Origin of the sequence: Paraburkholderia susongensis (genome assembly GCF_900177725.1) — a bacterium.
Taxonomy (GTDB): Bacteria; Pseudomonadota; Gammaproteobacteria; order Burkholderiales; family Burkholderiaceae; genus Paraburkholderia; species Paraburkholderia susongensis.
The window spans coordinates 214,546-234,521 of the sequence record NZ_FXAT01000004.1 but is presented as its reverse complement, the minus strand read 5'-3'; the positions used below and the strand labels follow the sequence as shown (position 1 = coordinate 234,521).

At 61.1% G+C, this 19,976-nt stretch carries 14 protein-coding genes; 7 read left to right on the top strand and 7 right to left on the bottom strand.

Annotated elements, in window-relative coordinates; translation table 11 throughout:
• Positions 1-9: 9 nt before the first annotated feature.
• On the bottom strand, positions 10-804 hold the full coding sequence (locus tag B9Z01_RS13995; RefSeq protein WP_208626000.1) for a hypothetical protein: 795 nt from the start codon (positions 802-804) through the stop codon (positions 10-12).
• A gap of 450 nt (positions 805-1,254) precedes the next feature.
• Here B9Z01_RS13995 and B9Z01_RS13990 point away from each other — a divergent pair, with 450 nt between their 5' ends.
• A complete protein-coding gene (locus tag B9Z01_RS13990) occupies positions 1,255-2,337 on the top strand; it encodes a GNAT family N-acetyltransferase (protein ID WP_085483933.1) in 1,083 nt (360 codons plus the stop codon).
• A 192-nt stretch (positions 2,338-2,529) separates the two neighbouring features.
• Here the strand turns inward: B9Z01_RS13990 and B9Z01_RS13985 are convergent, their stop codons facing one another.
• The gene (locus B9Z01_RS13985; protein WP_085483931.1) at positions 2,530-3,687 is read right to left on the bottom strand and encodes a DUF1972 domain-containing protein; all 1,158 of its coding nucleotides are present in this window, start codon (positions 3,685-3,687) and stop codon (positions 2,530-2,532) included.
• A gap of 940 nt (positions 3,688-4,627) precedes the next feature.
• Here B9Z01_RS13985 and B9Z01_RS13980 point away from each other — a divergent pair.
• The gene (locus tag B9Z01_RS13980) at positions 4,628-6,811 is read left to right on the top strand and encodes a polysaccharide biosynthesis tyrosine autokinase (protein WP_167387482.1); all 2,184 of its coding nucleotides are present in this window, start codon (positions 4,628-4,630) and stop codon (positions 6,809-6,811) included.
• Positions 6,812-6,912: 101 nt separating this feature from the next.
• On the opposite strand, the gene B9Z01_RS35565 is transcribed toward B9Z01_RS13980, so the two are convergent.
• Positions 6,913-7,215, bottom strand: a complete 303-nt coding sequence (locus B9Z01_RS35565) for a hypothetical protein (protein WP_167387481.1) — start codon at positions 7,213-7,215, stop codon at positions 6,913-6,915.
• Between the two features lie 6 nt (positions 7,216-7,221).
• On the opposite strand from B9Z01_RS35565, the gene B9Z01_RS13975 reads away from it, so the two are divergent.
• The 4 genes from B9Z01_RS13975 to B9Z01_RS13960 all read left to right on the top strand — a co-directional run bounded on the left by B9Z01_RS13975 (position 7,222) and on the right by B9Z01_RS13960 (position 11,752).
• Positions 7,222-8,100 (top strand): GNAT family N-acetyltransferase, encoded by an 879-nt coding sequence (locus B9Z01_RS13975; protein WP_167387480.1) that lies wholly within the window; start codon positions 7,222-7,224, stop codon positions 8,098-8,100.
• A gap of 161 nt (positions 8,101-8,261) precedes the next feature.
• Positions 8,262-9,146 (top strand): glycosyltransferase family 2 protein, encoded by an 885-nt coding sequence (locus B9Z01_RS13970; protein WP_167387479.1) that lies wholly within the window; start codon positions 8,262-8,264, stop codon positions 9,144-9,146.
• Positions 9,147-9,175: 29 nt separating this feature from the next.
• Positions 9,176-10,408, top strand: a complete 1,233-nt coding sequence (locus B9Z01_RS13965) for a hypothetical protein (protein WP_143808938.1) — start codon at positions 9,176-9,178, stop codon at positions 10,406-10,408.
• Between the two features lie 126 nt (positions 10,409-10,534).
• Positions 10,535-11,752 carry a glycosyltransferase family 4 protein gene (locus B9Z01_RS13960; protein ID WP_085483921.1) on the top strand — a complete coding sequence of 406 codons (1,218 nt, stop codon included), beginning with the start codon at positions 10,535-10,537 and terminating at the stop codon, positions 11,750-11,752.
• A 75-nt stretch (positions 11,753-11,827) separates the two neighbouring features.
• On the opposite strand, the gene B9Z01_RS13955 is transcribed toward B9Z01_RS13960, so the two are convergent.
• From B9Z01_RS13955 to aspT (B9Z01_RS13940), 4 genes are all read right to left on the bottom strand, one after another.
• A complete protein-coding gene (locus B9Z01_RS13955) occupies positions 11,828-13,051 on the bottom strand; it encodes a pyridoxal-phosphate-dependent aminotransferase family protein (protein ID WP_085484745.1) in 1,224 nt (407 codons plus the stop codon).
• 174 nt (positions 13,052-13,225) lie between these two features.
• A complete protein-coding gene (locus B9Z01_RS13950) occupies positions 13,226-14,887 on the bottom strand; it encodes a bifunctional aspartate transaminase/aspartate 4-decarboxylase (protein WP_085483919.1) in 1,662 nt (553 codons plus the stop codon).
• Between the two features lie 117 nt (positions 14,888-15,004).
• Complete coding sequence (gene aspT, locus B9Z01_RS13945) at positions 15,005-16,687, bottom strand: aspartate-alanine antiporter (protein WP_085483917.1); 1,683 nt, start codon at positions 16,685-16,687, stop codon at positions 15,005-15,007.
• Positions 16,688-16,770: 83 nt separating this feature from the next.
• Positions 16,771-18,453, bottom strand: coding sequence for an aspartate-alanine antiporter (aspT, locus tag B9Z01_RS13940; protein ID WP_085483915.1), 1,683 nt, complete (start codon positions 18,451-18,453; stop codon positions 16,771-16,773).
• Between the two features lie 462 nt (positions 18,454-18,915).
• On the opposite strand from aspT (B9Z01_RS13940), the gene B9Z01_RS13935 reads away from it, so the two are divergent.
• Positions 18,916-19,914: a 2-hydroxyacid dehydrogenase gene (locus B9Z01_RS13935; protein WP_085483913.1), complete on the top strand. Its 999-nt coding sequence runs from the start codon at positions 18,916-18,918 to the stop codon at positions 19,912-19,914.
• The last annotated feature ends 62 nt before the right edge of the window (positions 19,915-19,976 follow it).

Sequence of the window (19,976 nt, the reverse complement as noted above, 5' to 3'; positions counted from 1 at the left end):
CACACTCATCTAGCACGCGAACAGTACCGGCAACGCTGCGCTATTGCGCTCGGGAACCGTCGTCATCGTGAAGCACTTCCACTCGGTCGTCAGGAACTGGAACCGTCCAGTCGCCACGCCTGCGCTGCTGCGATAGTTGTCCCACACGGAATTCACGGCTGCCCAATAGTCCGCGCCCACGGACAAAATGTATTTGTTATCGACGTCCGCGGCGGCTTGCCCATTTGCCGGGTTTATTCTGGCTTCAACCACCACCACTATTCCAGCCAGGTTCCGTGAGTTGAAGTTCACCTTGCCGGCCGACGGCCAAAATTGAAATGCGAGGTTGGGATTCGTCACAACCGACGTATAACCGTTCGAGTCCACGCCGATTTCCGCCGGCGTATTGACGTTACCCTGATAGTCGGGATTGAATTGAGCGCCATCCAGCGTATTGGTGGACTGAAGCAACTGCAGATCACCGGAGGTCTGGAGAAGGTAAGTGCGAAAATTCCTAAGTGACACGTTTAGTGTCACCGGCGCCGCTCCGGACGCGCGAAATATCTGCCCCCAGCCGGTGATCGCGTGGAACCCGCCCGGTGGGCGATTGCCCGCCTGAATCACCGATTGCGCCTGCCAGCTATAGGAAGGCGGCACACCAGTCGGCGTAGCCTCGTGCGCCATTTGCATCTGCTGCACCGCGTCGCCAATGGTCGACTGCAAAGCCGGCGATGACTGACCTGATGTACGTAGCGCAATCAGCGACAAGGCCACGCCGAGACATACCAGACCCGTGCCGACGATAAATTTCCGACCAGTTCTCATGATTGGCTTGCCCAGAACGGGCGAAGAGAGGGCTTCGCATTTGCGCACGAACCACTTGCCACGAGCGAGGCGCCGTATGGACGCACCGGCGGCTCACTCTGCGTCAATACATTAGATCAATAATTCCCGTACTGCCACTACTTTTCCTGATTCGGCACGCACGGTGATTCAAGCGCCCTCCTCCAATAAGCGGAATGAATTCCGCACGAGCGGACTATTCAGGCAGGTGTCGGTCATTACATCCAATTGTGTGATTCCGCACGTCTATTAACAAATATTCACCTTACACTTCGTGAACTCACAAATGAATCGTGTAATGGTTGAGATAAGAATCAGCGAATACGGTGGTTGATTTCCGCAAGGTGTGCGAAGCGTACTACAGCGCAGGCGAGCTCCTGGATGCGTATTGAGTTCGACCTTTGTAATCCTGACGAATGAACACAGCACGCAATGGCCATAGATCTCTTCCCGCTATCCAACTCGACTGGACATTTCATTAACTTCAGAGGCGTGGCAAACGAGTCTGGCGCCCCCCCTCCCGTTTCAGAGGTCCGTCCTGGCCTCACCCGATGCTCCATTTTTCACGAACCGTGGTGGCTCAATGCCGTCACGGGAGGCGACTGGCATCTCGCCAAGGTCGTGGAAAAGAATGAAGTACTTGGCGAAATGCCTTATACGCTCGTGAGAAAGGGGTTCTGGAACGTGTCCGAAATGCCGCTGCTCACGCGGTGCCTCGGGCCCGTGATCAGATCGACGACCGGCAGCGCCGACGAGCAATGGCGGCACAGGTTTAACGTCTGCAATAAACTCATACAACAGTTGCCGGCCTGCGCTCTTTTCGAACAACTGATGGACCCCAGCATGTCGGAGGCGGAAGCGATAGCCTTTACCTTCAGTCGTTTCAAGGTATTCGCCAACTTCACACTGAGAATTTCTCCTCAGCAAACCGAAGCAGACACGTGGGCCCACATGCGGCCGAATACCCGCAATGTCATTCGCCGCGCTTCCGAGCAATTGACCGTCAAGGAAATCCTCAGCGCGGATGAATTCGTCCGGTTTTACGACGCCAATCTTGCTGCGCGTCAACAACGCAATATGTACGGATCCTCGCTCATGAGAACGCTCCTTGGTGAGGTCATGGAGCGGCGAGCTGGAAAACTGCTGGGATGCTACGACAAAGACGGCACGCTGCAGGCGGCCATTACCGTTGTTTCCGATAACACGGCACTCTATTATTTCCTTTCCTCACGCAAACGGGACTCTCATAGCGGTGCCATCAGCGTGCTCATCTGGACCGCCATTCGTCTCGCACACGAACGGAAACTCGTGTTCGATTTTGACGGAATCGCAAGTCTGAGCATCCTGATGTTTCTGTCCGGATTCGGCGGCACGCTGGTTCGTCGCTTCGAGATACGCCGTATGAGAAGCGACTACGCAGCCTTTCGCAAACTTCACCGAAGCACTCAGGCAATCATCGAATCGGCGGGGCACCGGCTGCACCGCGCAAAAGATGGCGACTCCGCCGCCGGCTGAGGCATCACGGCCGGCGCATCACGGCGTATGACACGCCGTTTGTTTCTTGCTCGAATTTAGTTCGAATCCCGCTCGAACTCCAGCGTGGACCGTATGCGCTTTTTTCCTTGCCTGTCGTCGACGTTTTCCCTTGCGTGAGCTTATCGCCCAGCAAGGGATTCGCCATTCGCGAACAAACCAGGCCCGGTCAATTCAAAGCCGCTTCTCCGGCGTGAGCGCTATCACCTCTTCCTCTTTGGCGCAGTAACGCTCCAACAGCGACTCGTACTCGTCGAGAATGCCGGACCATTGAAACGTGCTCGCGAAGCGTTCCCGGCTAACCGCCCGCATCTGCTCCACTGCTGAATCGTCGTGCAGCAGATCCTCGATATGATGTTCGCACTGGTTCGTAGAAGAAAAATAGCGGCTTCCCGACCCGGCTACCCATCTATTGAACGGGTTATCGTGCGCGATGATGGCGCTGCCGGCACCCAGCGCCTCGACCAGCGACGGATTGGTTCCACCGACCCTGTGTCCGTGAAGATAGAAGCGTGCGTGATATCTGAGCGACCGAATCATGTCGGTGTCGTAGATCGCCCCGGGAAAGATGACTTCATCGCTGGCCGCCTGCATCACCTCACGATGATAAAGCCGCCGATCCGGCTCGTAGTTTCCGAGCACGACCAGTTTGGCGTCGCGCCGTTTGCGCGAGAACGCCTCGACCACTTCAATGACCGAGTTCTCCGGTTCGGGCCTGCCAATAAAAATGCCGTACCTGTCCGCGGACAGCGAAAAGTCCTTCAACCGGTCCCGGTCGGCGTGCTCGACGTGATCCGCACCGTAGGTAATGGTCGTGATCTTGCTGCGCGACACGCGCGTCGACAGATGATCCGCAATCGCCGGATGATCGGCGATCAGGTGATTCCCGACCCAGCAGCCGATGCGTTCATTGAGCCATAGCCACGCGCGCTCATGCTTGCGCCATTTGTCGCGCCGCCACTCGAGGCCGTCCATGTTGATGATGTTCTTCACGCCGCACAGACGCATCCATATACAGAAGAGCGCCGTGTTATAGCCGAGAGTCAGTGCAACGCCCGGCGGGTTCCTGACGACATCCCGAACGCAGGTCCAGTCGAACTCCAGCGTAGCGGCCGCGCCTTCGCGGCTCACTGGATACGTGATGCGACGAATGCCGCGCCACGTGTCATAGACCGGCTCCGCCAGTTCCTTCGTACCCTGACAATACACGGTCACGATCCAGCCGCGTTCGTTGAGATGAAGCGCGAGCCGCTCCGCGAACGTTTCGAATCCGCCATGACGCGCAGGTATGCCACGCGTGCCAAGAATGGCGATCGTCTTTTTGCCTGTCATACATTTCGCTCCCGGCGCGGATGACAACGCAATCACGCAACGTCAGTTCTCCGGGCAGACGATCGCCCTCGCCGCACACCTGCGAACAAGGTTCAATGGCGCCGGCCAGCCATACTGGACTGCTGGCGCGCGCTTCTTCTTTCAGACCGCGTCGACGGACGTGCGTCGACCCGACCAATAGATCGTCTCGCTCTCAACTCCGACTTGCGCTTACGTCGACTCGTTAGAGGCGTGTACGAATCGACACGTCCCTCTCGCGGCAATGAAACCTTCGATTTCACAGATGTTTTTTTCGTCTGCTCATTGCCGTACAAACCAGCCAACCATGAAAAACGTCCAGGGTTTTTCTAAATAGTTCGTGCGTCCCTGCCAATTCCGCCACTCATTCGCTGGTATTCCGCAGACAGATTGAATATTTTGAATCAGCGGCTTCTAATAATGAGACAGGAGCGATCATAGGACCCCGTCAATTTCGGCCCATGTGCGTTAGCGAACTTTTCCATCAAGTAAAATTTAAAAGCGTGGGTTAACCTTTATTTATATTAATATTGCAAGTACTCCTGCATGAAGCGCGGCGCCGGCATTCCGGTTAATGTTGTGATGTATGAAAAAACACGGCAATCCGTCTGAATAAACAGGAAGCCTTGCGCAACAGAATCTGCGGATTTTCAGAACCGGCTCAATCCGCCAAATGGCGGGACAATGTGGGCTAACACGCACAGAGAAACCAGTGCGGATGCTACCCTCGGCCGCATAATTAACCATTTCCTACTCGGTCCCAAAGTCCTATTAGGCCCGTCACGGCGTAATCGTCTGCGGAAACCAGCGGGCTCGGCGCGCATTCTCTGAAAATGCGGCGCGGCATTTCTTGAATGAGGTGGCTATGAGACAGGAAGATCAGACACGGGGCAAATTCCGGGCGCGATCTGATGAAATAACGATGACAACGTTACTTGAATCGTTGTTTAGTCACAAAATCATGATCGGGGTTACCACGGCGATTATCTTTTTACTCGCCTGTGGTTATGCATTTCTCAGCTCACCGGTTTACGAATCCCACATACTCGTCAAAATCGACGAAGCTGCCGATTCCACACCGGCCATGCAAAAGGACATGCTTAACTATGTTTCACGTCCTTTCAACGAAAAATCGTCGGCTGACCGCGAGGCACAGTTACTGAGTTCGCGCAACATCATCTGGCGGGCGGTGACGGACGCAAAGCTCTATATCACGGCGCGCCCCCGCTATTTTCCGATCATTGGCGCGGCGATCGCGCGCTACAGCGATGATCTTTCGACCCCTGGGATACTGGGTGTGGGTGGTTTCGTATGGGGAAACGAAACCATTTCCATAGGCGATTTCGACGTTCCAGCGAAAATTCAGGGGAAGAAGTTCTTGCTTCGCGCACTCCCGGACGGCGCATATGAACTCGTTGGTCCAGGTCTGCCGGCAACGAAAGGAAAAGTCGGCATAACTGAGCATTTCCAGGCGCATTCGGGACCCGTCACTTTGCTCGTCACCGCCATCCACAGCGAGCCGAACGCTGAGTTCATTCTTCAGCGCCAGTCCGAGCAACTGGTGGTCGACCGCTTGCAGAAGGAAATCAAGGTCACGGAGGAAGGCAACAAGTCCGGCATCCTCCTGGCAGTGCTCAGAGGCGACGATCCGCAACGGGTCGCGCAGACTATCGGCGAGATCGGCAACCAGTATCTGCAATGGAACGTCAAGCTCAAATCGGATATCGCCAAGGCATCGCTCACGCGTCTGAACGAGCAGTTGCCCGCGATGAAGGCGCAAGTCAACGACGCCGAGGTCGCCTACAACAGCTATCGCAACGAGCACGGCATCGTCGACATTAGCGACGAAAGCCATTTGCTGGCGAAGCAACTCGCGGACGAAACCTCGGAGATGGTGACGCTGCGGCGCGCACGCGAACAGAAACTGGCGACGTTTGCTCCGTCGTCCCCGGACGTCGTGGCAATCGATCAGCAGATCGCCACGACCCAGCAGGCGATCGACCGGCTGAACGGCAAGATCAAACTGATGCCGCTGACCGAGCAGGAGGCCCTGCGGCGCCTGCGCGATCTTCGCATCAGCGAGGAGCTCTACTCTTCGATGCGCAGCAAGATTCAGGAGATGCAGGTACTCAGCGCAGGAACGGCAGGCTCCGTGCAACTCGTCGATGCGGCCGAGGTGCCGATCCGGCCAGTCAGGCCCGAAAAATTGCTGGTCCTCGCCGCGGGTCTCGCGGGCGGCCTGCTGCTGGGCATCGGTCTGGCGCTGGCTCGCGATCGGATTTTCCGCGGCGTAACCGACACCGAGGACATCGAATCGTCCACGGGACTGAGTGTGTACGCCACGGTCCCGTTCAGCGACAAGCAGGTTGCCATCATGCGGCGCGCCGAAGCCAGCTTGCCGCAGCAGCTTCCTCTCGCCGTCTGTTACCCGCGTGACCCCGCGATCGAAAGTCTGCGCATGTTCCGCACTGCGTTGCAGCTCGCCGTCGTCGGCGCGCGCAACAACGTGGTCATGCTCGCCGGCCCACTGCCCGGTATCGGCAAGTCGTTCCTGTCGGCCAATCTGGCGGCGGTTCTCAGCGCCGGCGGCAAGCGCGTTCTGTTGATCGACGGCGATTTGCGCAAAGGCCGCCTCGAGCAGCATTTAGGTGTGCCTCACGGGGACGGCCTCGCGGACGTGCTGTCGAGCCATCGCGCGCTGCAGGACGTGGTCAATCGGGACGTCCAGCGCAATCTCGATCTGCTTCAAACAGGCGTCTATCCGCCGAATGCGGCGGATCTGCTGATGAGCGAACACTTCAGGGAGACGGTCGAGCAGGCCTCGCAGCAATACGACATGGTGCTGATCGACGCTCCGGCGATTCTTGCCGTGTCGGACAGCGGCATCATGGCGCCGGTCGCGGGATCGATTTTCCTGGTCGCGCGTTTCGGCGACACGCTAACGGGCGAAATCGACGCATCGATCAAACGGCTTGCGCAATCGGGCGCGAAGGTCAACGGCATTCTGCTCAACGGCGTCAAAGTTCATACCACCAACTATGCGCTGGTGCGACGCTACGGCACTCAGGCCTATGTGCAGGATTACGGCACGGACCACAGTAAATAAGCCGGCACCGAAGTTGCCACGCGGCATTCGATATCGATTCATGGCGCACGACAGTGAAGTTCATTCACGGACCGCACGAAGCGGACCTCGCCAGTTTCACGCTATAGCCAGGAGAACGCATGGGCGCTGGAACCACTGAAATCACCGTTGTGACCGATCCTGCCGTCTTCCAATCGCTGCAAGCCGAATGGGACGAATTGTGGAACGAGGCCAACGGCCTTCACTTTCAGGCGTTCACCGTCTGCTGGCTGTGCTGGACCCAGGTCGCGCAACCACGGGGAACGCAGCTGCGTTGCATCGTGTACCGCGAGAACGGAAAACTCCTGCTCGTCTGGCCGCTCGTGATTCATCGGCGTCTGTTCTGGAACGTGCTCGATCCGCTGACGCCCGGAACGATCGAGCACACCAGCATGCTGGTCGCGCAAGGTCCGCATATGTCGCGTGCGATTGCCAGCGCCTGGGAAACGGCCAGCAAGCGCTGCGGCGCCGATATCTTCATGGTGCCCTATGTCGATGTCGGCACGCCGTTGCATGAACACGCGTCGCGGCATCCGCGCATCATGGCAACGTCGGGCGATGTTTCGATGAAAGCGGTCCTCCCGCGATTCGAAGACTGGGACACCTTTTGCGCGAGCCTTGGGATGCTCGAGAAAAAACGGCCTGGCGCGCGGCATCGTCGGCTATCCCGGGAAGGGGTACTGGTCGCCCGGAAACTCGAGCCGGAAGAGTCGGACTCGTTCGACAGATGGGTCGCGTGGATACTGGCGTCCAAGCGTGAGTGGGCGTCAAGCAGAGGAAAAGCTTCATCGTGGCTCGTTGGATCCGCGTACCACAACTATCTTATGGCCTTGCTGAATTCAACCGACGAGCAGTCGAAAGCACACCTGTTCATCATCACGCTCGACGCAGTGCCGATTGCCTCCAGCATCGTCGGGATGGGAAAGGCTTGCGTGACGGACCTGATCGGCGCTTTCGACAAACGATACGCGAAATTCGAGCCGGGCCTGCTCGTCAGGGAGGTCTCGATGAAACGGGCCTTCGACCTCGGGCTCGACGTTGATTTTGGCGTCGGTACGGAACGGTTCAAAGCTTATTGGAGCCGCAAAAACATCACGCAGAACGAGAGCTTCGAGATTGCGGCAACCCCGCTTGGAGCACTCGCGTTTCACGTCAAACGTCTGATTCGCGCCGCAAAGACGTGGCGCGGCGCTCGCGCGCCTGCCGCGGCGCCGGCCATCCCGCTCGACGCGAAACCAGCCGCACCGACGGGTAGGCCGCCCCTGCCATGACAGTCCACGTCGACCGCGGATTCGGCGAGGCTCGGCGCCGGCGGCTGCCCGGTGCGGATGGTCGCGCGACGTGGGCCGATAAGGAGAACTCGATGATTCAAGCGACGTTCGACTTCGCACGCGGCCAGCATCCGGTATCGGGAAGGCAACCGGAAGTGTCCGTGATTCTGCCGGTGTTCAACGGCGAGGCGCATATTGCAGAGGCCATTGACTCGGTTCTCGCTCAGTCGATGTCCGACTTCGAACTGCTCGTCATCAACGACGGCTCGACCGATGGCACGCGCGCAATCGTGGAGGCCTATGCCAAACGCGATGCGCGCGTCGTGCTCTTCAACATGCCGAATCGGGGCATCGTCGCTGCATTGAACTTCGGGCTCGAGCGGGCGGGGGCGGAATTCATCGCCCGTATGGATGCGGACGACATCGCGTTGCCGCGGCGCTTCGAGATGCAGTTGGCGATCCTGAAGCGCGATCCCGCGGTGGTCGCCTGCGGCGGTGACTTGCTCAAGTTCGGCGCGGTCACCGGATCGTTGCGATTTCCCCGCAACGATCTCATGTGCAAAACGGCGCTGCTATTTGGAACCTGCTTCGGGCACCCCGCCGTCATGCTGCGCACCCGCACGCTACGCGATCACCATTTGCGTTATGACGCACGCTACGAGTTCGCGGAAGACTACCACTTGTGGTCGGTGCTGGCGCGGCACGGCAAGCTGTGCAACATCGCACAGCCGCTCGTACGCTATCGCATTCATGACGCCCAGATCGGTCGCGCTTTGCGCGAGCCGCAGCGGCGCGCTCACCTGGCCGTCGCGCTGCTCAACTGGTCGGAAGCTGGAGCCGCGATCGATCCGGAGCGATTGAAGGCTTTCCTGTGGCCGCGTCTAGAACGGCTCCCCGATCTTTTTGGTTACACGCAATTGTTCTTTCGAGTCGCCGCTTGCGCGATCAATCTGCACGGTCATCGCCGTATCGATTATCTGCGGTCTGCCTTTCGCACGTTTTCCCGCAACGCGGGGCGACGCATACTGACCGGCTCGTCCACCTGAGCACAAGACAGGATTTCGTGGAGCATCGAATGGATCTGAGAGCGACGGGAGTCCCCCACTCCACCTTGCGTTTTTCCTACCTGTCGCTGCTGCGCTGGGAGTTTTTCTACGTCGTCATCCTCGTGATATGGGCGCTGTCGGGCAACAACCCCGCGCTCAAGCTCGTCTCGGACAGCTACGCGTTCGCCTTCGTGCTGTGCATCGGTGTGCTGCTGGTCAGGAGAGCGTACCAACTCGATCGCGCCTGCCGGATTTTGCTGGGATTCACGGCGTTCTTCGCGCTGGGTAACCTGGTGTTGAACGCGGGACAGGAAGAAGTCGGCGAGAGCCTGAAAATACTCTCGATCTTCCTGTTCTTCCTGGCAGGCACGACGACAGAGGAAGATTTTCTGGATCGAGTACCCGGCAAACTGATGGTCTTTCTGTTCGTTGCACTGCCCGTCGCTTTCTCGTTACGGGATCTGTATGGCGGTGCGCCCATCGATCCCATGGACGAACTCACGCTCTCGTTTTTCGCCAATCGCAACAACGCCGTTCTGTTTGCCGTCGTCAGTTCGTGGACCTTGATGCTGATCGGCATACGCCGTTGGGTCATCGTGCTCTACCTGCTGGCTTGCGCGGTCGCCTTCAAGACACTGGGCGCGATGGTCGCCATTCTGTTCGCGCTCTACCTGGTCTACCTCGGCTTCAATGTTCTGCGGATTCTGGTGCTGGGCTCAGTCGCCACGGCATTCGTCATGCTATTTGGCAGCGACCTCGATGTCGTGACGCGCTCCACCGTCGCTTACACATCTCTCTTGCGCGTGCTCGATCAGGCGGGGGGGCTCTGGGGGCTCGGCACGATGAGCTATGGCGACATCTATGATGCGGCCGGCACCAGCGACATTTCGCTGATCTTTCGCCTCAAGCACTGGATCAATCTGTTGAACCTCTATGGCGACGGCTCCCTCACGCATCAGCTGTTCGGCTTTGGCGTGACGAGCAGTTTACGTTTGACGGATCTCAAACTGCTCCCGCACAACGACTATATGCGGTTCTTCTTCGAACTCGGGCCGGGCATGCTGGCTTGTTTCGTCGCCATGAACGTCCTGATCCTGAAGAGAATGGGCATCAGGTTCATCTCCATACCGGCGATCTTCCTGTTCATCTATTTCTTTTCGGACAACATCGTGAACAACTTTCTCGTGATGTCTCTCTTCTACTTTCTGGCTGGCGCGTTCTCCCGAAACATAGAAAGCTCGGAAAGCTATCTGCGCAACTAGCGAACCATTGCGAACCCGCGGTAACGGAACAGGAAGCCGACGCCAACCAGGAAAGCCCGGTTTCGCAGCCGCTTACAGGACGCACCACCGAAGTGCGCCTCCCCGTCACGAAAAATCGCCCTGACCATGCCGACACCCTCGAACATCCTGAACGTCTCACAGAATTTTTTTATCAAGGGCGGCTCGGACAGCTACTTCCTTTCCCTCGGTGAACTGCTTGCGCAACAAGGACACACGGTGGTGCCGTTCTGCGCCCGCAGCGACAAGGATCTGCCGTCCGAGTGGTCAAAATTTTTCCCGGTCGCGGCGGATTTCGAAGCGCCGTCCGTCGTGGACGTCGCCCGTTTTCACTATTCTCAGGCAGCGAAGCGCAATCTCCAGTCGCTCCTTTCCGCCCGCAAGTTCGACGTCGCGCACCTGCACATCTATTACGGAAAGCTCACCGGCTCCATTCTTCCCGTACTGAAAGACGCCGGCATTCCCATTGTGCAAACGGTGCATGACTACAAGCTCATTTGCCCGGTCTACACCTGCAGCCGGGATGGCAAGCCCTGCGAGGACTGCCACGGGCGCGACTACTGGCATGCGCTGGTGCACCGGTGTAATCGCGGTTCCTATTTGCGCAGCGCAATTTCGACATCCGAAGCCTATGTCTCCCGGTGGCTCGGCGGCGTGGACTCGATCGATCGCTTCATCGCGGTCAGCCGGTTCTTCGCGGCGAAGATGCAGGCGAATGGAATCGACGCGAACAGGATTACGGTGGTGCCGAATTTCGTCCATCTCGAACGATTCACGCCGTCGACCGAAACCGGCCGCTATATGGTCTATTTCGGAAGAATCGAGCGCTCGAAAGGCATTGCCACGCTGATCGAAGCATTCCAGCAATTGCCGGACATTCCTCTGGTCGTCATAGGCGAAGGCAGCTATCTTCCCGAAGCGAAGACGCTGGCGGCAAACAGTCACAACATCCGTTTCACCGGCTTCAAAAGCGGGAGCGAACTGTATTCGCTCGTCGGTGGCGGCGCGGCGGCCATTCTGCCTGCCGAAGCCTACGAGAATTGCCCCATTTCGATCCTCGAGAGTTTCTCGTACGCCCGGCCGGTGATCGGATCGAACATCGGCGGCATACCTGAGCTCATCGAACACGGTGAAGATGGCTATGTGTTCGAACCGCGCGACGTGACATCGCTCAGGCATTACGTGAGAAAACTGTGGGAACAGCGCGAGCGCAATGACCTGGGCCGCGCCGCGCGCCGTAAAGTCGAGCAGTCTTTCTCCGCCGATGTTCACTACCGCCGGATCCGCGAGGTGTATGACTCGCTCGGTTCGACGCGCCCTTCATGAGCCCACCGCACGTGGCGCATCCATGTGCGCCGAACGAACGAGCCGCGAGCCGGATCTCGTCCGGCCCCGCCGCCGCTACCTTCCTTCCGACAAACCGCGCTCCAGCGCCGCGACCCCGGCCGGCAGGTCGACCTTGACGCCGAGATCCACCATCGTCCTGCCCAGCGCGTGCACGGTGCGGAAAAGATTGTGTTCACGGCACTGCTCGCCCATCTGCCCGATCCGGACAATAGGCAATCCGAACGAACCGGAGATTTCCACCTGATGCTGCCGTGAGATATGCGCGCAGACATCCGCGGGAGTCAGGCCGCCGGGCACCTCGATGCCGACCACCGAATTGAGCCGGCAACTCTGCGGTGCATACAGTTGCAGGCCCAGCGCGGTCACGCCCTGCTGCAGAGCCAGCGAACATTTCAGATGGCGCGCGAAGCGCTTTTCCAGAGTCTCCGCGCACACGAGCCGCAGCGCCTCGTGCAACGCGAGCACGCCCGACACCGGCGCCGTGTAGTGATAGCCTGCGTTGTGCCAGAAGTTCTCCGCGAGCGACGCGTCGAGGCACCAGTGCGTATTCGGCGCCGTGCGGCCTTTCACGCGCGCCCAGGCTGCCTCGGAAAACGCGATCAACGACACGCCTGGAATCGACGACAAGCCCTTCTGCCCACCGGTAATTACCGCGTCGATGCCCCATGTGTCCATTTCGAGCGGCATCGTGCTCAAGGTGCACACCGCGTCGACGATCACGAGCGCGCCCGCTTCCTTCGCGAGCGCCGCGATGTCCTTGAGGTGGTGGTTCCACACCGTGTTCGAGGTCTCGCCCTGCACGACGGTCACGACCTCGGGACGCTCGCGGCGGATCGCCTCGGCCACCTGGTCGAGACTCGCGACCGTGCGGTCCGCGACTTCGAGCATGCTCACGCGCGCGCCGACGCGCCGGCCCATTTCGCCCATGCGGTCGCTGAAAAAGCCGTTCCTGATGCACAGCATGCGCGTGCCTTCCCACGCGAGATTGGAGATCGCCATTTCCATCGCGCCCGATCCCGGTCCCGCGACGCCGAGCACCCACTTCGATTGGGTCTGGAACACGTAGCGCGCCATCGTCTTCACCTGGCTCACCACCTTTGCCATCGTGCCGCCGAGGTGATTGATGACGATCGCATTGGCCTTCGCGACGGCGGCGGGAATCGGCACGGGGCCGGCGCCCATCATCAGAAGCGGCTCTTCGGGAAGGATGGCGTCGAGCGATTCGACAACCGGACAGGGCACGGACGAAGCAACGGTAGAGGATGAGGAAGTCGGCATGATCGGTACGTGAGTATTCAGGCGCAAGGGAACGAACGGCCTCGCGGCGATGACGCCAGCGAGGCCGTTCGTCCGATCATTCACCGAACCGCGCGATTACGCAAGTTTTTTGCGCCGGGTACCGCACGCTGCGCAACATACGCCGGGCGTCATGCCCCGGCGCGTGTCACCGCGTCACTTCACCTTGCCCTTGTCGAGCTTCTTGCCGGTCGCCGCGTTGAAGCGCTCGACATACTCCTCGATCAGCTTGCGCATCGCTCGGCCGATCTTGCGGTAGTCGGACTCGTTCAGGTTGGCGAGCGACACACGCCCCGACGGATGCTGCGTGCCGAAGCCGCGCCCCGGCAGCAACACCACGCGCGCCTCGCGCGCGAGCCGGAACAGCAGCTCGGACGGCTCCGTGTTCTTCAGCAGCCAGTCGACGAACTCGCGCCCGTACGCTCTTTCGCCGAGGAACTCGATGTCGAGAATCGTGTAGTAGTCGACCTGGTTCGGATCGTCGTCTTCGAACGAGATGCCCACCTCTTCGTAGAGCGCCTGCTTGCGCTTGCGGATCAGGCGCTTCAACGCGTTCTTGTAGGCGTCGGGGGTGTCCATCAGCGAGAACAGCGAGAAGAGCACCATCTGCACCTGCTGCGGCGTCGAGAGCCCCGCCGTGTGATTGAGCGCGACCGTGCGGCTGTCGGCGACGAGCCGGTCGATGAACTTGAGCTTGTCGGGCTCGGTCGTGATCGACTCGTAGCGCTGGTGCAGCTCTTTCTTCACGGCGGCCGGCAATTTGCCGAGCAGTCTGTCGAGCACGTTGTCGCGATGCGTCGCGATCGCGCCGAGACGCCAGCCGGTCGCGCCGAAATACTTCGAGTACGAATACACAAGAATGGTGTTCTTCGGCGCGAGCGCGAAGAGCGAGACGAAGTCGTCGGCGAAGGTGCCGTACACGTCGTCGGTGAGCAGAATGAGATCGGGCCGCTCCTCGACGATCTTCGCGATGTACTCGAGGCTCTCATCGTTGATCTTCACCGAAGGCGGATTGCTCGGATTCACGAGGAAGAACGCCTTCACCTTCGGATCGCGCAGCTTGTCCAGTTCCTTCTTCGAATACTGCCAGCCGTTCTCGACGTCGGCTTCGAGATTGACGACATTGAGCTGATAGTCGTTCAGGCGCGGAATCTCGATGTACGGCGTGAAGATCGGCATGCCGAGCGCAATCGTATCGCCCGCCTTGATGAGCCGGTTCTCGCGCATCGTGTTGAAGATATACGTCATCGCCGCGGTGCCGCCTTCCACCGCGAAGATGTCGAATTCGCCGACGAACGGGTGAGCGCCGATCATCTCGCGGCGCAGATACTGACCGACGATGATCTCGGAGAGCTTGAGCATCCGGTCCGGCACCGGATAGTTCGAGGCGAGAATGCCCTCGCACATTTCATAGAGGAAGTCGCCCGAAGAGAGCCCCAACTGGTCGCGCACGTACGACACCGCGCCGCGCAGAAAGTCGATGCCTGGCACACCTTTGTTTTCGCGCAGGAACAGGTCGAAGCGCTCTTCGAGACCGTCGCGGCGCGGAAAGCCGCCGACGCCCTCGGGCATGTAGGCGAACGAGCGCTCGGACTCGCGCATCGCGAAGAGGCCGAGTTGCCAGAAGCCGTGGCGGGGGATCGTCGCGAGAAAATTCGGATTGCCGCGGCCCGCGTTGAGCATCGCGGCGTTGGCGGGCCGCTCGACCGCGCCGCCGCCCGCTGCCTTGATCAGTTCGTCCTTCAGTTCGAACGGGCTCAGCGCGGAGAGGCCCGCTTGCGCGCCCGGGTGCTTCTTGTCGCCCTTCTCTTTTGCCATGATGCGTTCTCCAGTGAAGAGGTGAAAGACGCCGGCGTGGCGACGGATCGCCCGGTTTCGCCTGGTTGCGGCCGGCGCACGAATCGATGAGAGACCGATAAAAATCCGGCGAGCGCGCTACACGAGTCCGACCACGAGCGGGCCTAGCAACGTCAGCGCGACGTTCGCGATCGCATACGTGATCGCGAACGGCACGGTGGGCACCGCGCTTTCCGCCTTGTCGAGCACGCCGCCGAACGCCGGGTTCGCGCTGCGCGAGCCCGACAGCGCGCCGGCCAGAATCGCCGCATTGTTGTAGCGCAGCACGTAGCGGCCGAACAGCATCGTCAGCAGCAACGGGAACAGCGTCACGAACACGCCGAGCAGGAAGATCGTCATGCCGCTCTGCTTGACCGTCACCACCGCCTGCAGGCCCGAGTTCAACCCGACCACCGCGACGAACGCGGCGAGCCCGAAGTCCTTCAGCAGTTGCGAGGCGGCCGACGGCATCACGCCGTACATCGGATGCTTGCCGCGCATCCAGCCGAACAGCAGACCCGCGAGCAGACAGCCGCCGCCCGAGCCGAGCGTGAGCGGCACGCCGCCCACGTTGACGACGATCAGGCCGATCAGAAGACCAATCACGAGGCCGACGCCCATGTAGATGAAGTCGGTCTTGTTGCTGTACGGCAGCTCGTAGCCGGCGGCGTCGACCGCGCGTTTGGTGTCCTTCGGCGAGCCGTAGAACGTGATGACGTCGCCGTGCTGGAGTTCGGTTTCGGGCAGAACCGGCAGCGGCTGCCCCGCGCGCGACACGCTCTGGATGTACACGCCGTGCCGCATGTCGCGATCGACCACCTCACGCGCGGCGGCGATCGTCGTGTGGTTCATGCCCTTGCGCGTGAACACGCCATCGCGCGTCTGCATGACGACGCCGATGTCCTCGGCGTCGCCGACCTCGTTGCCGTTCGCGCCGAACGCGACCACCGCTTCGCGGCGGCCCACGACCAGCACGATGTCGTCGGGCTGCAGCACGAGATCGGGCGCGGGCTCGATCTGCTGGCCGCCGCGCTTGATGCGCTCGACCGTCAGCAGGTCCTCGTGCAGCGACTCGACCTGCTGCACCGTTTTGCCCGCGCTGTAATCGATCTTGTACGCGCGCCCGACGAGTTCGGGCAGCGCGAGCACCTGCCCCGGTCCACGCGACGGCGTGCCCGCCGACAGTTCGCGCTCCGCTTCGATCGACGCCTCGCGCAAGCCCTGGCCCATGAATTTCGGCAGGATGTTCACGCACACGATGATCGCGCCGAGCGAGCCGAACACGTAGGTCACCGCGTAGGCGATCGCGACGTCCGACTGCAGCGACTTGACCTGATCGGCGGGCAGGCCGAGCCGCGCGATCGCATCGCCCGCGGTGCCGATGATCGCCGACTGCGTGAGCGCGCCGCCCGCGAGTCCGGCCGCGAGCCCCTTGTTCAGATGGAACAGCTTCGCGCACACGATGACCGTAATCAGCGCGCTGACCGCGAGGAACACCGCCATCGCGATCTCGCGCAGCGTCTTGCGGTTCAGCGAGTTGAAGAAGCCGGGACCGGAGTCGTAGCCGACCGCGTAGATGAACACCGCGAACATCACCGACTTCACACCGTTGTCGATCGTCACGCCCGCCTGGCTGATGACGACCGCCGCGAGCAGCGACCCGCCCACGCCGCCCAACTGGAACTTGCCGAAGTTGATCTGCCCGATGAAATAGCCGACGGCGAGCGACAGGAACAGCGCCATCTCGGGTGATTTGTGAAAGATGCTGTGTAGCCAGTCCATCATGCCCTCGCTGTAGGTTGGCGAATCAGTTGGCGATACTGGGTACTGAGTGCGGCACACGCTCGTGGCGCGGCTGCCCCGCGCTAGCCGAGCTTGCCGGCGAGCCCCACCACCACGGGCCCCATCAAGGGCAACAGGATGTTCGATAGCGCATAGGTGATCGTGTAGCCGATCACCGGCGTCGAATTGCCGGTCACGCCGATGAGCGCGCTGATCGCCGGCGTGCTGCACTGCTGGCCCGCGATCGCGCCGAGCAGCATCGGCGCCTCGAGCTTGAGAAACGCATGGCCGATCCACAGTGACAGCAGACCCGGCACGAGCACCATCAGAATGCCCGCGAGCGGCAGCGCGAGCCCGTATTCGCGCACCAGCTTGATCGCGTCCGGCCCGGCCGACAGACCGACCGCCGCGATGAACGTGGCGAGCCCGAAGTCCTTGAGAATCTGCGCGGCCGCCGACGGCAGCGAGCCGACGAGCGGATGGCGCGAGCGGATCCAGCCGAACAGCAGCCCCGAGAGCAGACAGCCGCCGCCCGTGCCGAGCGCGAGCGTCACGCCGCCGATCGTGCCGCCGAGACGCCCGATCGCCATGCCGACCAGCACGCCGAGCCCGAGATAGACGAAGTCGGTTTTCTGCGTCGCGGGCAGCACGTAGCCGAGACGCTTCGCGCCGCGCTCGACGTCGGCTTTCGCACCGACGAGCGTCAGCACGTCGCCGCGATTGAGCTCGGTGCCGGGCAGCGCGGGGATCGTCGATTCGAGCCGCGTGACCGCCGCGATATAGACGCCGCGCGCGTTTTCCGGCTTGGCCTGCGCGCGCAACTGCGCGACCGTCATGCCATGCACGTCGGGCCGCGTCAGCACGACGTCGAGCCGTTGCGCAAAGACCTGGCCGAAATCCGCGCCGGCCACTTCCTCGCCGAGTCCGGCCGCCGCCTCAACGACCTCGGCGCGACGCCCGGCCACGAGCACGAGGTCGCCGGCCGCGAGCCGCAGTGTCGGCTCGACGGGCAGATTCGCGCCCGCGCGCTCGATTCGCTCGACGGTCAGGTTGTAGCCGTGTTGCTCTTCGAGTGCGCGCACCGTGACGCCGTCGCCCGCGCTGATGCGAAACGCGCGGCCCACGAGCGCCGGCGCGCCGGCGCGCTGCCCCTCGCTGAACGCGCCCTCGCCGCCGAGCTTGCGCCACACGCGCTCCGCTTCGTCGCGCAGATTGATGCGCAGCAGAAGCGGCGCGAACTGGCTCGTGAACAGGACAATCGTGACCAGGCCGAACAGGTAGCTCACGCTGTAGGCCGTGACGATGTTGGCCTGCAGGCGCAGCGTTTCCGTGTCGCTCAGACCGAGCCGCGCGATCGCCTCGGAAGCGGTGCCGATCACCGCCGATTCGGTCGCGGCTCCGGCGAGCAGGCCCGCCGCGGTGCCGATATCGAGCCGCATCACGCTCACCGCGATCATGATGAGCGCGAGCACCGACACGATCTCGATCAGCGAGAGCACGCCATAGCGCCAGCCGCGACCGATGTTCGCGAAGAACTGCGGGCCGCCGGTAAAGCCGAGCGCGAAAATGAACAGGGCGAACGCGATGTTCTTGAGGTCGGGTGCGATGCGCGCGCCGCTTTGGCCGAGCACGAGCGCGACGATCAAAGTGCCGCACACGCCGCCTAGCTGAATCGGGCCGATGCGAAATGAACCGATGAAATAGCCGATGGCAAGGCACGCGAAAAGCGCTATTTCCGGTTGCGACTTCAGCAATTCACCGATCATGTTGGCTCGCCGAGTAACAGGTTGATTAGCAGAAAGCGGAATGCCTACCGCTCGAAAACCGAATCAGACTGCCTGACATCCAATGGCTTCGTCATGACGCTTCATGCATGACGCATTACATGGCTGATAACGGGAAGCGGAAAGCAGGAAAGGTGATGATGGAAGGAGAATGCGCGGCTGGCACCTGCAAGACAGCCCAGGTACGGCGCAAGCACCGCACGGACGCGGCACCGGCATGACTTTCCGAAAGCCCGACAGTCACTCTTTCCTCGCGAAGTCGCCTAACATCGTGAAAAGATAATCTGTGGTTGGTCGATTTCTTGCAGCATGATTGAACATGCTTTGTTCGGAATGCTTCTTAAGAGATATGGTAGTTCCGCAACCCTGTCAATATTATTTTTGCTGCTGCAAGCCGGTTTTCGCAAAACAAATGTCTAAAACATGCCTTCTTCGGAGCCCGATATGCGCATGATCCTGTTCAGCAGCCGCCAATACGACAGCGATACCTTCGCCGAAGCCAATGCCGCGCACGGCTATGAACTGCATTTCCAGGAATCCCACCTCGACAGCGAAACCGCAATCCTCGCCGAGGGCTACGAAGTGGTCTGCCCGTTCGTCAACGACCAGGTCGACGCCGCCACGCTCGAACGGCTGCACGCGGGCGGCACACGCATGATCGCGCTGCGCTCGGCGGGCTTCAATCACGTCGACCTCGCGGCGGCCGAGCGGCTCGGCATGCTGGTCGCGCGCGTGCCAGCCTACTCGCCGTATGCGGTCGCCGAGCATGCGGTCGGCCTGATCCTCGCGCTGAACCGCCGCCTGCCGCGCGCGGTCGCGCGCACCCGCGAAGGCGACTTCTCGCTGCACGGGCTGCTCGGCTTCGATCTGTACGGCAAGACGGTCGGCGTGATCGGCACGGGCATCATCGGCCGGGTGTTCGGACGCATCATGGCGGGCTTCGGCATGCAGGTGCTCGCCTACGATCCCGGCACGCCCGCCGACGACCTGCTCGCGCTCGGCGCGCGCTACGTGCCGCTCGACACGCTGCTCGCCGAATCGGACATCGTCAGTCTGCATTGCCCGCTGCTGCCCGATACCTATCACCTGATCGACGGCGCCGCGCTCGCGAAGATGAAGCGCGGCGCGATGCTCATCAACACCGGGCGCGGCGGCCTCGTCGAGGCGAACGCGCTGATCGGCGCGTTGAAGGACGGCCAGCTCGGCCATCTCGGGCTCGACGTGTACGAGGAAGAAGGCGGCATCTTCTTCGAGGATCATTCGAATCTGCCGCTGCAGGACGACGTGCTCGCGCGTCTGCTGATGTTCCCGAACGTGATCGTCACCGCGCACCAGGCGTTCTTCACGCGCGAGGCGATGACCGAGATCGCGCAGACCACGCTCGCGAACGTCGCGGCGTGGCAGGCGGGCACGCCGCGCAATGTCGTGCACGCGGCGGGGTAGGTGCGATGCGGCGAGGGTTAAGGGATTGCGGTTGCAGTGCGGATGAACATTCCAGGCCCCGC